The sequence below is a fragment of the Streptomyces sp. NBC_01471 genome, assembly GCF_041438865.1.
Lineage (GTDB): Bacteria > Actinomycetota > Actinomycetes > Streptomycetales > Streptomycetaceae > Streptomyces.
This window is the reverse complement of sequence record NZ_CP109450.1, coordinates 7,346,082-7,358,233: the sequence shown is the minus strand read 5'-3', so window position 1 is coordinate 7,358,233 and position 12,152 is coordinate 7,346,082. Positions and strand designations below refer to the sequence as shown.

Here is a 12,152-nt window from a genome sequence, read left to right as displayed (position 1 = left end):
GTTCGCCCAACCCGTCACCGTGCGGGCCGTCTCCGCGTGGCCACGCGGGCTCCGGCGCCCGTACGCCGGCATCCGCACAGGAACACGGCCCGGATCCACCTTCCGGTGGCCGCCGGTACACCGATGGGTGCCCCCCGGAAGGCGTAGGCGGACACCGGTCCGGCGGCCGCGCCGAGTTGCGGATTCCAGCGGCTCAACCACCCTGGACCCGCGCTGCGCCCCAGGTGAGGGCCGTGCGACCGCGGAGTCCGGCGGCGCGGCGCCCGCGGTCCCCACTCGAACAGATCAGTGGCTCGAAACATCACAAATCGGCGCGGTCAGCCGGAAATCCGCCACGCCATGGGTGAAGATCCGGGAGACGACAAGCCCCCGCCACCACGGCGGGGCGGTCCGGGCGGACGCCGAGTCCTGCCGCCGTACCCGGATGTCTGGTCGACACGAGTGGATCGGCAGGAGTGGAGGACCCAAGCAGTCCGGGGCGACAGCGACGTCGCTCCTCGGGGTGAAGCCGCCCGGCAGGATGACCGACTTGATCAGTCGGTCATCCTGCCGGGCGGCCGGGCAACTTCGCCGGCCCGAACCCGACAGGTCATCCTTCACAGGCGGTTTGCGAAGGGTTGCGCATGACTGCGCAGATTCATATCCCGTCTTTGCTCTCCCGGGCCGGAACAGCCTCGGCCCTCACCCTCGCGGCCGTCGCGGGGACCTCCCTGGCACCGGGCGCGACCGTGGACGCCCAGGCCGCCGCGCACGCCGTCCGAGCGGTGCAGATCGCGGCCTCCAAGAAGGGATCGCCCTATCAGTGGGGGGCGGCGGGGCCGTCGCGCTTCGACTGTTCGGGGCTGACGCTCTACTCGTACAAACAGGCCGGCAAGAAGCTGCCGCGCACCGCCCAGGCGCAGTACAACCGCGTACGCCACATCCCGGCGTCCAGTCGGCACCGCGGTGACCTGGTGTTCTTCCACTACGGCCGGAGCGTTTACCACGTCGGCATCTACGCCGGGAGCGGGAAGATCTGGCACTCCCCCAAGACCGGCGCCGTGGTCAGGCTGGAGAAGATCTGGTCCCGCAGCGTCTGGTACGGCCGGGTGGGCTGAAGCGGGGAGGCATCAGCCACCGCGGGCTCGTTCAGCCCTGGACCGGGGCCGTCCAGGGCAGGGCGATCCATACGGTCTTGCCGCCGTCCCGCGTCGGGGTGACGGAGAGCCGGCCGCCGTGCTCGGCTGCCAGCCAGCGGATGATGACCATGCCCCGGCCGTTGTCCTGCTGCACGGCCGCGGGCAGCCGCTGGGGCCAGCGCGGATGGCTGTCGGTGACGCCCACACACAGCCGCTCGTCCCGCTCCAGGACGGCCTCCACCGTGAAGGTGGGGGACGCGCCGAAGGTGTGCTGCACCGCGTTGGTCGCGAGCTCCGAGACGATCAGCCGGATGGTGTCCGCCAACTCGGCTTCGGGGGGCAGCCCCCAGCCGGTGAGCACACGGGCCACGAACGTCCGGGCGGCCGGGACCGAAGCAGCCTCGCTCGGCAGGGTGACGGATGCTTCCTGGTGGTCTGCCATGACGGCCTGTCCCTTTCCCACCGCTACCGGCGCAGGTCTCGTGACGGATGGCACTTCGAGACGGCCTCAGGTGGCACTTCGTGCGAGCGTGACACTCATAGTGACCGCAGTACCGGCGATCCACAAAGATGTGCATATATCTGTCGCTCAAAGTGATGAACTCTCCGACGCGAGACCGTATTTGACGGCCGGGATGGCACGTTGGCAGAAACGGCCGACCGGAGGGAGAACGCGGGTGCGGAGCAGCCCGGAGGTACGCCGCGTCAAACTCGGTGCCGAGCTGCGCCGGTTGCGGGTGCTGGCCGGGCTGACCAGCGCGGCGGCGGCCCGGCAGGCGGGCTGGCACCAGTCGAAGGTGAGCAGGATCGAGACCGGGCGCAGTGGCGTGAAGCCGTCCGATGTGGCCCTGCTGCTCGATGCGTACGGGGTACGGGACGCATCGCAGCGCGAGCTTCTGGACGCACTGTGCGGTGCGGACGCCGCCGAGAGCGCCGGCTGGTGGCACACGTACCGGAGTCTGCTGCCCGCCCAGTACCGGGATTTCATCAGGCTGGAGTCCCAGGCGTGCACGGCGCACACCTTCGAGACCTCGGTGATGCCCGGCCTGCTGCAGACGCCCGGTTACGCGAAAGCGGTCACCCGGGCCTCGCTCGACGGGCTGCCGGCCCGGACCGTGGACTCGCTGGTCGATGTGCGGCTGGCGCGGCAGCGGGTGCTGGAGGCGGACCCGCCGCTGGAGCTGAGCGCGGTCGTCGACGAGGCGGCCCTGCACCGCCGGGTGGGCGGGCGCGGGGTGATGGCCGAGCAGTTACGGCATGTACGGGAGGTCGCCCGGCTGCCTCATGTGCGGTTGCAGGTCATGCCGTTCGCCGCGGGAGGGCACCTCGGGCTGACGGGTTCTTTCACAATCTTCTCGTTTTCGAACATCGTTGATCTGGATGTGGTCGTTCTCGACCATTTGATGAGTAGTCGTTATCTGGAACGGAAAGAAGAGCTGGAGGCGTACAGCGCCGCGTTCCGCAGGATCCAGGCGCGCGCCCTTCCACAGAAGGAATCGTTGGATCTCATCGCCGGGCTCGGTGACGGCGTCTAGGGAGGCATCATGTCCGCACGTCCTGCGAACGTCCCTTCCAGCACTTCTCTGAACGGCGCGCGGTGGCGGCGCAGCAGCCGCAGCACCGGAATGAACAACTGTGTCGAGGCCGCGTTACTCGACGGCGGTCTGCTGGCCGTCCGGGACTCCAAGCGGGTGAACCGCCCGGCGCTGCTCTTCGGAACGGGCCCGTGGACCTGCTTCCTGGCCTCGGTGCACGACCCGGGCACCGGAGGACCCGGCACCGCGGGCCGCTGAGCGGCGACTTGAGCGGGCGGCCAGGCAGGCAGACGACGCCCACCGGATACCCGTCATCCGGTGGGCGCGGTCTGCAGCACCGTGTCCACCGCCCACTCGATCTGCTCGTCCGTCAGATCGGCGCGGGCGGTGAGCCGCAGCCGTGAGATGCCGTCCGGTACCGACGGCGGGCGGAAGCAGCCGACCACCAGTCCCGCTTCGCGGCAGTCGGCCGCCCAGCGCACCGCCTGCCCCGGCGAGGGAGCCAGGACGGAGACGACGGCGGCCTGCGGCCGTACCGCGCTGAGCCCGCCCGCGGTCAGACGTGTGTGCAGGCTGTGCGCCACCGTACGGGTACGCCCGGCGAGCAGGGGTTCGTTCCGCAGCAGCCGCAGGCTCGCCAGTGCGGCACCCACGGCGGCGGGCGCGAGGCCCGTGTCGAAGATGAAGGTGCGTGCCTCGTTGACCAGATGATCGATGACCCGGGCGGGCCCGAGCACCGCGCCGCCCTGGCTGCCCAGGGACTTCGACAGGGTGACCGTGGAGACCACGTCGGGAGCGCCCGCGAGTCCCGCCGCGTGCACGGCGCCCCGTCCGCCGTCGCCGAGCACGCCGAGGCCGTGGGCGTCGTCGATGAGGAGCGCCGCTCCGTAAGTGCGGCAGACCGCGGCCAGTTCCGGCAGCGGTGCGGCGTCACCGTCGACCGAGAAGACCGAGTCGGTGACCGCGACGGCCCGGCCGCCGTCATGGGCGTCGAGTGCCTTGCCGACGGCCTCGGGATCGCTGTGCGGGACGACTTCGGTCGCCGCCCTGGAGAGCCGGCAGCCGTCGACGATCGAGGCGTGGTTGGCGGCGTCCGAGACGATCAGCGAGTCACGGCCGGTCAGCGCGGTGAGCACGGCGAGGTTGGCCGCATATCCGGAGGAGAAGACCAGCGCCGCCTCGAAACCGCAGAACTGCGCCAGCTCCCGCTCCAGTTCGGCGTGGAGCTCGGTCGAGCCGGTGACCAGCCGGGACCCGGTGGCGCCCGCACCCCAGCGGCGGGCCGAATCGGCTGCGGCTGCGGTGATATCGGAGCGGCGGCTCAGCCCGAGGTAGTCGTTGCTCGCGAGATCCAGTACGTCCGGGGCCGCGGCGCGCGGCCGGAGCGCGCGTACCAGCCCTGCGTCCTTCCGGCGGCGTGCAGCGGTGTCGGTCCACTCGAAGGGCTCACGGGGCGCGGCTGGAGTCATGATCGGTCCCTTTTTGTAGGCAGTTCACAGACCCTAGCCGGGGGGATGCGGGGTCAGGGTGTGGCAATACACACACCCCAGGTCGGCGGTGTTGTTCGGTTCCTCCTTGGCCGGAGGCCGTGCCGTAGGCCAGGATCACCCTTATGGACCTGCTGAACACGCTGGTGGACAAGGGGCTGCGGCGCGAACTGCCGACCCGTGAAGAGGCGCTCGCCGTGCTGGCGACGACCGATGACGAACTGCTGGACGTGGTGGCGGCAGCCGGAAAGGTGCGCCGTCAGTGGTTCGGGCGGCGGGTGAAGCTCAACTATCTCGTCAATCTCAAATCGGGCCTCTGCCCGGAGGACTGCTCGTACTGCTCGCAGCGGCTGGGCTCCAAGGCGGAGATCCTCAAGTACACCTGGCTGAAGCCGGATGAGGCATCGAAGGCGGCGGCGGCCGGAGTCGCGGGCGGCGCGAAGCGGGTCTGCCTGGTCGCCAGCGGCCGTGGGCCGACGGACCGCGATGTCGACCGCGTTTCGGAGACGATCGAGGCAATCAAGGAACAGAACGAGGACGTCGAGGTCTGTGCCTGCCTCGGGCTGCTCAAGGACGGTCAGGCGGAGCGGCTGCGGGCGGCGGGTGCGGACGCGTACAACCACAACCTCAACACGTCGGAGGCCACCTACGCCGACATCTGCACCACCCACGACTTCTCCGACCGGGTCGAGACGGTCCAGCACGCCCAGGCCGCCGGGCTTTCGGCCTGTTCGGGGCTGATCGCCGGGATGGGTGAGAGCGACGCCGACCTGGTCGACGTGGTCTTCGCGCTGCGCGCCCTCGACCCCGACTCGGTGCCGGTGAACTTCCTGATCCCCATGGAGGGCACCCCGCTGGCCGGGGACTGGCATCTGACGCCGCAGCGGTGTCTGCGCGTCCTGGCGATGGTGCGGTTCGTCTGCCCGGACGCGGAGGTCCGTCTTGCGGGCGGGCGCGAGGTGCATCTGCGCTCCCTGCAGCCTCTCGCCCTGCACCTCGTCAACTCCATTTTCCTCGGCGACTATCTGACGAGCGAGGGCCAGGCGGGCCGGGCCGACCTGGACATGATCGCGGACGCCGGTTTCGAGGTGGAGGGCTCGGAGACGACGACGCTGCCCGAGCACCGCGAGGGTCTGGTGGCGGTACGCCGCAGGGGCGCCGGGACGGATCTCGCTCCCAATGCCTGACACGCCCGAGCTGCTCGACCTCGACCGGCGCCATGTCTGGCACCCGTACGGCCCGATGCCCGGCCGGCAGGAGCCACTGCTCGTCGAGTCGGCGTCCGGTGTGCGGCTGCGGGTCGCCGGTGCGGGCGAGCTGGTGGACGGCATGTCGTCCTGGTGGTCGGCGATCCACGGCTACAACCACCCGGTGCTGAACGAGGCCGCACGCGGCCAGCTGGACCGGATGAGCCATGTGATGTTCGGCGGGCTCACCCATGAGCCCGCCGTCCGCCTCGCGGCGAAGCTGGTGGAGATCACCCCGGAGCCGCTCCAGCACGTGTTCCTCGCCGACTCGGGTTCGGTGTCGGTCGAGGTCGCCGTCAAGATGTGCCTGCAGTACTGGCGTTCCGTGGGCCGTCCCGAGAAGCAGCGGCTGCTGACCTGGCGGGGCGGTTACCACGGGGACACCTGGCAGCCCATGTCGGTGTGCGATCCCGAGGGCGGGATGCACGACCTGTGGTCGGGAGTGCTGCCCCGGCAGGTCTTCGCGGACGCCCCTCCCGCCGAGTACGAGCAGGGGTACGCCGACCGTCTCCATGAGCTGATCGGCCGTCATGCGCACGAGCTGGCAGCGGTGATCGTGGAGCCGGTGGTCCAGGGCGCGGGCGGGATGCGTTTCCACTCCCCCGCATATCTGCGGGTGCTCCGCGAGGCGTGCGACGCACACGACGTGCTGCTGGTCTTCGACGAGATCGCCACCGGCTTCGGCCGTACGGGCAGGCTCTTCGCCGCGGACCACGCCGGTGTCCCGCCGGATGTCATGTGTGTGGGCAAGGCCCTGACCGGCGGCTATCTGACGATGGCGGCGACCCTCTGCACCTCGCGGGTGGCCGAGGGCATCGCGCGGGGCGAGGTGCCGGTGCTGGCCCACGGGCCGACGTTCATGGGCAATCCGCTGGCGGCCGCGGTGGCCTGCGCCTCGGTCGACCTGCTGCTCGGGCAGGACTGGGAACGGGAGGTCAAGCGCCTGGAGACGGGTCTGCTGGACGGTCTTTCCGGGGCGGCCGGGCTGCCGGGCGTCCGGGATGTCCGGGTCCTCGGTGCGATCGGAGTCGTCCAGCTGGACCACGAGGTGGACATGGCGGTGGCGACCCGGACGGCGGTGCGCGAGGGCGTCTGGCTGCGGCCCTTCCGCGATCTCGTCTACACCATGCCGCCGTACATCACCGGTGATCAGGACCTGGAACGGATCTGCCGTGCGGTGTGCGCGGTGGCACGGGAGGCATGACATGACGATCCTCGTGGTGACAGGGACCGGCACCGAGATCGGCAAGACGGTGGTGACCGCCGCGGTGGCGGCCGCCGCGCGCGGCCGGTCCGTTGCCGTCCTGAAGCCCGCACAGACCGGGCTGCTGCCCGGCGAGCACGGCGACGCGGCCGAGGTGGCACGGCTGGCGGGACCGGTGACCGCCGTCGAACTGGCGCGGTTCCCGGACCCGTTGGCCCCCGCGACGGCCGCCCGGCGCGCCGGGCTCGCCCCGCTGCGCCCGCAGGACGTCGCGGACGCGGCGCAGAAGCTGGCCGCCGAACACGATCTGGTGCTGGTCGAGGGCGCGGGCGGACTGCTCGTACGGTTCGACGACGAGGGCGGCACCCTCGCGGACGCGGCCCGGCTGATGGAGGCGCCGGTGCTGGTGGTCGCCGCCGCCGGTCTCGGCACGCTGAACTCGACCGCGCTGACGGCCGAGGCGCTGCGTGCCCGGCAGCTGGACTGTGCGGGGGTCGTGATCGGCAGCTGGCCCGCCGAGCCCGGTCTGGACGCGCGGTGCAATCTGCTGGATCTGCCGGTGGCCGCCGGGGCTCCGCTGCTCGGCGTGGTGCCGGAGGGTGCGGGCCGGCTGGCGCCGGCCGTCTTCCGTGACCGGGCGCGCAGCTGGCTCGCCCCGCGTCTGGGCGGGATCCGGGAGCCCGCACAGCACCTGCCGGACATCTCCGGGGGTCGTCCACGGCCCCCGGAGTGCGCCGGGCCATCGGGGGCATGAGTGGGGCGGGCGGGGTGACAATCACCGTGTCCCTGCCCGTCCCGTCCGCCGGAGGAGCCCCGCGATGCCGCTGCGCAGCAGCACGATCCCGAGCGACACCGTGCACCATCCGCTCTTCGCCCGCTTCTACGCCCGGTTCAGTGTCAACGCCGACCGCACGGCCGGGGTGGCGGCCCACCGTGCCGAGCTGCTCGCGGGCCTCTCCGGCCGGGTGATCGAGGTCGGCGCGGGCAACGGGCTGAATTTCGCGCACTATCCGGCAGCGGTCTCCGAGGTGGTGGCCGTCGAACCGGAACGCACCCTGCGGCAGTTGGCGGTGCGGTCCGCGATGCGTGCCGCTGCCCGGGTGGACGTGGTGCCGGGGACCGCGGAGGCTCTCCCCGTACACAGCGAGACCTTCGACGCGGCCGTGGCCTCGCTGGTCCTGTGCACCGTACGCGATCTGCCACAGGCGCTCGCGGAGATCAGGCGTGTGCTGCGGCCCGGCGGTGAACTGCGGTTCTTCGAGCACGGTCTCGGCCGGGGGGCCGTGATGGCCACGGCCCAGCGGGCCTTGGACCGTACGGTCTGGCCGCGGCTCTTCGGCGGGTGCCACACGGCGCGGGACACGCTGGCCGCGATCGAGGCGGCGGGATTCGAGCTCGGCACGTACCGGCGGCTGACCGTACCGGAGAGTGGTCTGCAACTGCCTTCCTCACCCTGCGTACTGGGCAGGGCTCGGCGGGTGGATCCCCCGGTTGCTTCGTGAGACCGTCGCGAAAGCGTTCGCCGGGCAAACGGGCGATCTGGTTGGCTCACCACCATGAGTGATCTTCACATCCGCCACGCCACCCTCGCGGACACCGACGCCGTTCTGCGGTTCTGGCGCCTTGCCGCGGAGGGAACCAGCATCAGCGACGACCACGACGGCATGGCCCGCCTCGTCACCAGGGACCCCGAAGCCCTCCTGCTCGCGGAGCGCGACGGCCTCCTCGCGGGGACGGTGATAGCCGGTTTCGACGGATGGCGCTGCTCCCTCTACCGGCTTGCCGTTCGCCCGGACTGCCGCCGCCAGGGCATCGCCGCCGCCCTGCTGGAAGCGGCGGAACAGCGATTCGCCGCCCTCGGCGGGCGACGCGGGGACGCCATGGTCCTGGAGGACAACGAGCGGGCCCACCGCACCTGGGCAGCGGCTGGCTACGATCGCGAGGACCACTGGCGACGGTGGGTGAAGCGTCTCCAGCCCGGAGGTTTCATGGAGCCGGGCGGTCCCGGAGCCGCCGGGCTTTGCCTTTCCTTTACGATGGATGTCCGCCGTACCACCGACCGAAAGGTGTGAACGTCCGCCCATGGGCGAGCCCCCCAGTAGCCGACATCGCGCGTTCCTCCACTCCCTGGCCGATCATGGGACGGAGGTGAACCGATGACCGAAGTGCTTCTGCTCATCGTGGCGCTGCTGCTCTCGCTGGCCTGCTCGGCCTTCGTGGCGGCGGAGTTCTCGCTCACGACCGTCGAACGCAGCGAACTCGAAGAAGCCGCCGAACGGGGTGAGCGCGGCGCTGCGAGCGCCCTGCGGGCGGTGCGCGGCCTCACCTTCCAGCTGTCCGGCGCCCAGCTCGGCATCACCGTCACCAACCTGGTCATCGGCATGCTCGCCGAGCCCTCGATCGGGAAGCTGCTGCGCGGGCCCATCGAGTCGGCGGGCCTCCCGTCCGGTGCGGCCTCATCGGTGGGCCTGGTGATCGGTACCGCCCTCTCCACCGTCTTCCTGATGGTGGTCGGTGAGCTGGTCCCGAAGAACTGGGCGATCTCCTCCCCTCTGGCCGTGGCGAAGGTGGTGGCCACCCCCCAGCGGTATTTCAGCGCCGTCTTCCGCCCGCTGATCAGCCACCTCAACAACACCGCCAACCGGCTGCTGCGCCGGCTCGGCATGGAACCGACGGAGGAGCTGGCCTCGGCCCGCTCGCCCCAGGAGCTGGTCGCACTGGCCCGGCACTCGGCCAAGGCGGGCGCACTGGAGGAGGACACCGCTGAGCGGTTCGTCCGCACGCTCAACCTGGCGGATCTGACCGCCGAGAACGTGATGACGCCCAGGGTCCAGGTGGTGGCACTCGACGTGCAGGCCAGCGCGGAGGACGTCGCCAACGCCACCCGCGCCACCGGCCTGTCCCGGTTCCCGGTCTACCGGGGCAGCCTCGACCAGGTCGTCGGCGTCGCCGACATCAAGGACGTGCTTGCGCTCCCGGCGGAGCGCAGGCCCCGGTTCCCCGTGTCCGAGCTGCTCCGCGAGCCCCTGCTCGTACCGGAGACGCTGACGGTGGACCGGCTGCTCGACCGGATGTACGGCAAGCGCACGATGTCCGTGGTGATCGACGAGTACGGCGGCACGGCCGGTGTCGTCACGCTGGAGGACATCGTCGAGGAGGTCGTCGGAGAGGTACGCGACGAGCACGACCCGCACGAGACACCCGACCTCGCCGGTGCGGGCGAGGACGCCGACGGCCGGCCGGTCTACTCGGTCGACGGGGCCGCCAGGACCGACCAGCTGGAGTCGATCGGCCTGCGGGTGGCCGAAGGCCCGTACGAGACTCTGGCGGGTCTGGTCGCCACCGAACTGGGGCGTATCCCGGCCGAGGGAGACAGCGTCGAAGTGTCGGGCTGGCGGATCGACGTGGTGGATGCGACCGGGCGGCGCGCCGCCCGGCTGCTGCTGCACACACCGGCGGTGGCGGACGGCGATGACGACGGCACGCACGACAAGGGCGACGACGACAGCAAGGAAGATGCGCGATGACCGTGATCCAGCTGTTCATCGGGCTGCTGACCCTGGTCGTCAACGCCTTCTTCGTCGGCGGTGAGTTCGCCCTGATCTCCGTCCGGCGCAGCCAGATCGAACCGGCCGCCGAGGAGGGCGACCGGCGGGCGCGGAGCGTGCTGTGGGGGCTGGAGCACCTGGCGGCTCTGATGGCGGCGGCGCAGCTCGGCATCACGCTCTGCACGCTGGTGCTCGGTGTGGTCGCCGAACCGGCCATCGCGCATCTGCTGGAGCCGGTCTTCCATACCGTCGGGATGCCCGGCGGGCTGATCCATCCGGTGTCCTTCGTCATCAGTCTCGTCGTCGCCACCTATCTGCACATGCTCTTCGGCGAGATGGTGCCGAAGAACATCGCCCTGGCCGGTCCGGTGCGGACGGCGCTGCTGCTCGGCCCTCCGCTCGTCACGCTGGCGCGTGCGCTGCGGCCGGTGATCTTCGCGATCAACTCCTTCGCCAACGCTCTGCTGAAGCTGTTGCACGTCGAGGCGAAGAGCGAGGTCGCCGCGACCTTCACGGACGACGAACTGGCCCGTCTGGTGACCGACGCCTCGGCGGCCGGACTGCTCGACGACCGGGCGAGCGAGCGGCTGCACGATGCCCTGGAACTGGGCCGGAGGCCGGTGCGCGATGTGGTCGTGCCGCTGGAGCGGGTGGTGTACGCGCGCCTCGGAACCACTCCCGAGAAGCTGGAGCAACTGTCGGTCGAATCCGGCTTCTCACGGTTTCCCGTGGTGGACGACAACCGGCGGATCCTGGGCTATCTGCACGTCAAGGACGCGCTGGACGCGGTCCCGCGGGATCTGCCGTTCACGGTCTCCGCGATGCGGGCCATCGCCCGGGTGCGCGCCGCCAGCCCGCTGGACGACGTCCTGACGGCGATGCGCCGCAGTCGTACGCACCTGGCGGCGGTGATGGGCGACGACGGCACACTCGCCGGTCTGGTGACGATGGAGGACGTACTGCGGGAACTGGTCGGGCGCCCGACAGCACCGGCCGGGACCGGCGACTGACCGGGCGCCGCCGTCCCGCCCGGGTGATTTCCGGGGACCTCGCCGATCTCCGGGGACTCCGGGACACGGGGCGGGACGGGGACGCGTCACGGTAGGATCGCCCGGCCATGAAATTGAATGCCTCCTACACCAGTCTGGTCGCGGTCGGTGACTCCTTCACCGAGGGGATGTCGGACGGCCTGCCCGACGGCTCGTACCGCGGCTGGGCCGACCTGCTCGCCGCGCGCCTGGCAGCACGGGCTCCCGGCTTCCGGTACGCGAATCTCGCCGTACGCGGAAAGCTGATCGGCCAGATCGCCGACGAACAGGCGGAAGCGGCGGCGTCGCTCCGGCCGGACGTCGTGACGCTGGTCGGCGGGCTCAACGACACACTGCGCCCCAAGTGCGACATGGGGATGGTCCGCGGGCGCCTGGAGGAGGCCGCAGGACGGCTGGCTCCCGCCTGCGGACAGCTGGTACTGATGCGCAGTCCGGGCCGGAACGGACCGGTGATGGAACGCTTCCGTCCGCGCATGGAGGAGCTGTTCGCCTTCATCGACGACCTGGCCGCGCGGCACGGCGCCCTCGTCGTCGATCTGTACGGTGCTCCGGTGCTCGGGGATCAGCGGCTGTGGGACGTGGACCGGCTGCACCTGACGGCCGAGGGCCACCACCGGGTGGCCGAGGCGGTGTGGCAGACGCTGGGGCTGGCGGCCGAGGACGACTGGCGCGCGCCGCTGCCGCCGGCCGCGACGGCCCGCTGGGTGGCGCGGCGGAGCAGCGACCTGCGGTTCGCGCGCGAGCATCTGGTGCCCTGGATAGGGCGGCGGCTGACGGGACGCTCATCGGGTGACGGGCGCAGTGGCGCCCAGTTCTGCCCGGACAGCGGAACGGCGTTCTGGATCACGCCCGCGGACGACGGCGCCCCGGGCCCCGTGACGGGCTGGCGCCGGCTGGAGGCCGCGCCGGACGTGCTGTAGGCGCGGGTACGGGGCGCGGTTACGGGTACGGGGCGGCTCGCGCA

12 protein-coding genes, 1 pseudogene and 1 riboswitch are annotated in these 12,152 nt (G+C 71.2%); of the genes and pseudogenes, 11 read left to right on the top strand and 2 right to left on the bottom strand.

Annotated elements, in window-relative coordinates:
• Positions 1-402 precede the first annotated feature (402 nt).
• Positions 403-620, top strand: a riboswitch (cyclic di-AMP (ydaO/yuaA leader).
• Positions 621-623: 3 nt separating this feature from the next.
• Positions 624-1,097 carry a C40 family peptidase gene (locus OG285_RS33265; protein WP_356832250.1) on the top strand — a complete coding sequence of 158 codons (474 nt, stop codon included), beginning with the start codon at positions 624-626 and terminating at the stop codon, positions 1,095-1,097.
• A gap of 31 nt (positions 1,098-1,128) precedes the next feature.
• Here the strand turns inward: OG285_RS33265 and OG285_RS33260 are convergent, their stop codons facing one another.
• Complete coding sequence (locus OG285_RS33260) at positions 1,129-1,560, bottom strand: ATP-binding protein (protein ID WP_356832252.1); 432 nt, start codon at positions 1,558-1,560, stop codon at positions 1,129-1,131.
• 235 nt (positions 1,561-1,795) lie between these two features.
• On the opposite strand from OG285_RS33260, the gene OG285_RS33255 reads away from it, so the two are divergent.
• Both OG285_RS33255 and OG285_RS33250 read left to right on the top strand, forming a co-directional pair.
• Positions 1,796-2,653: a helix-turn-helix domain-containing protein gene (locus OG285_RS33255; RefSeq protein ID WP_371793174.1), complete on the top strand. Its 858-nt coding sequence runs from the start codon at positions 1,796-1,798 to the stop codon at positions 2,651-2,653.
• Between the two features lie 9 nt (positions 2,654-2,662).
• On the top strand, positions 2,663-2,911 hold the full coding sequence (locus OG285_RS33250; RefSeq protein WP_356832256.1) for a DUF397 domain-containing protein: 249 nt from the start codon (positions 2,663-2,665) through the stop codon (positions 2,909-2,911).
• A 53-nt stretch (positions 2,912-2,964) separates the two neighbouring features.
• Here the strand turns inward: OG285_RS33250 and OG285_RS33245 are convergent, their stop codons facing one another.
• Positions 2,965-4,122 carry an 8-amino-7-oxononanoate synthase gene (locus OG285_RS33245; RefSeq protein WP_371793173.1) on the bottom strand — a complete coding sequence of 386 codons (1,158 nt, stop codon included), beginning with the start codon at positions 4,120-4,122 and terminating at the stop codon, positions 2,965-2,967.
• 143 nt (positions 4,123-4,265) lie between these two features.
• Here OG285_RS33245 and bioB point away from each other — a divergent pair, with 143 nt between their 5' ends.
• The 8 genes and pseudogenes from bioB to OG285_RS33205 all read left to right on the top strand — a co-directional run bounded on the left by bioB (position 4,266) and on the right by OG285_RS33205 (position 12,108).
• A complete protein-coding gene (gene bioB, locus OG285_RS33240; RefSeq protein ID WP_356832260.1) occupies positions 4,266-5,327 on the top strand; it encodes a biotin synthase BioB in 1,062 nt (353 codons plus the stop codon).
• The gene (locus OG285_RS33235) at positions 5,320-6,591 is read left to right on the top strand and encodes an adenosylmethionine--8-amino-7-oxononanoate transaminase (protein WP_371793172.1); all 1,272 of its coding nucleotides are present in this window, start codon (positions 5,320-5,322) and stop codon (positions 6,589-6,591) included. Before bioB ends, OG285_RS33235 begins: the two co-directional genes overlap by 8 nt.
• Before the next feature lies 1 nt (position 6,592).
• Positions 6,593-7,345 carry a dethiobiotin synthase gene (gene bioD, locus OG285_RS33230; protein WP_356832264.1) on the top strand — a complete coding sequence of 251 codons (753 nt, stop codon included), beginning with the start codon at positions 6,593-6,595 and terminating at the stop codon, positions 7,343-7,345.
• Between the two features lie 64 nt (positions 7,346-7,409).
• A complete protein-coding gene (locus tag OG285_RS33225; protein WP_356832266.1) occupies positions 7,410-8,093 on the top strand; it encodes a class I SAM-dependent methyltransferase in 684 nt (227 codons plus the stop codon).
• Between the two features lie 54 nt (positions 8,094-8,147).
• Positions 8,148-8,564 (top strand): annotated as a pseudogene (locus OG285_RS33220) (GNAT family N-acetyltransferase); the annotation flags it as partial.
• Positions 8,565-8,747: 183 nt separating this feature from the next.
• A complete protein-coding gene (locus OG285_RS33215; protein ID WP_371793171.1) occupies positions 8,748-10,118 on the top strand; it encodes a hemolysin family protein in 1,371 nt (456 codons plus the stop codon).
• Positions 10,115-11,149 (top strand): hemolysin family protein, encoded by a 1,035-nt coding sequence (locus OG285_RS33210; RefSeq protein WP_356832270.1) that lies wholly within the window; start codon positions 10,115-10,117, stop codon positions 11,147-11,149. The genes OG285_RS33215 and OG285_RS33210 overlap by 4 nt, the downstream gene beginning before the upstream one ends.
• A 107-nt stretch (positions 11,150-11,256) precedes the next feature.
• Positions 11,257-12,108 carry an SGNH/GDSL hydrolase family protein gene (locus OG285_RS33205; RefSeq protein WP_356832272.1) on the top strand — a complete coding sequence of 284 codons (852 nt, stop codon included), beginning with the start codon at positions 11,257-11,259 and terminating at the stop codon, positions 12,106-12,108.
• Positions 12,109-12,152: the final 44 nt, after the last annotated feature.

What these genes read in the sequence shown, in the direction of transcription:
- OG285_RS33245 (WP_371793173.1), bottom strand. Translation starts at nt 4,122, where the DNA reads ATGACTCCAGCCGCGCCCCGTGAGCCCTTCGAGTGGACCGACACCGCT.
- OG285_RS33235 (WP_371793172.1), top strand. Translation starts at nt 5,320, where the DNA reads ATGCCTGACACGCCCGAGCTGCTCGACCTCGACCGGCGCCATGTCTGG.
- OG285_RS33260 (WP_356832252.1), bottom strand. Translation starts at nt 1,560, where the DNA reads ATGGCAGACCACCAGGAAGCATCCGTCACCCTGCCGAGCGAGGCTGCT.
- OG285_RS33205 (WP_356832272.1), top strand. Translation starts at nt 11,257, where the DNA reads ATGAAATTGAATGCCTCCTACACCAGTCTGGTCGCGGTCGGTGACTCC.
- OG285_RS33225 (WP_356832266.1), top strand. Translation starts at nt 7,410, where the DNA reads ATGCCGCTGCGCAGCAGCACGATCCCGAGCGACACCGTGCACCATCCG.
- OG285_RS33210 (WP_356832270.1), top strand. Translation starts at nt 10,115, where the DNA reads ATGACCGTGATCCAGCTGTTCATCGGGCTGCTGACCCTGGTCGTCAAC.
- bioB (WP_356832260.1), top strand. Translation starts at nt 4,266, where the DNA reads ATGGACCTGCTGAACACGCTGGTGGACAAGGGGCTGCGGCGCGAACTG.
- OG285_RS33265 (WP_356832250.1), top strand. Translation starts at nt 624, where the DNA reads ATGACTGCGCAGATTCATATCCCGTCTTTGCTCTCCCGGGCCGGAACA.
- OG285_RS33250 (WP_356832256.1), top strand. Translation starts at nt 2,663, where the DNA reads ATGTCCGCACGTCCTGCGAACGTCCCTTCCAGCACTTCTCTGAACGGC.
- bioD (WP_356832264.1), top strand. Translation starts at nt 6,593, where the DNA reads ATGACGATCCTCGTGGTGACAGGGACCGGCACCGAGATCGGCAAGACG.
- OG285_RS33215 (WP_371793171.1), top strand. Translation starts at nt 8,748, where the DNA reads ATGACCGAAGTGCTTCTGCTCATCGTGGCGCTGCTGCTCTCGCTGGCC.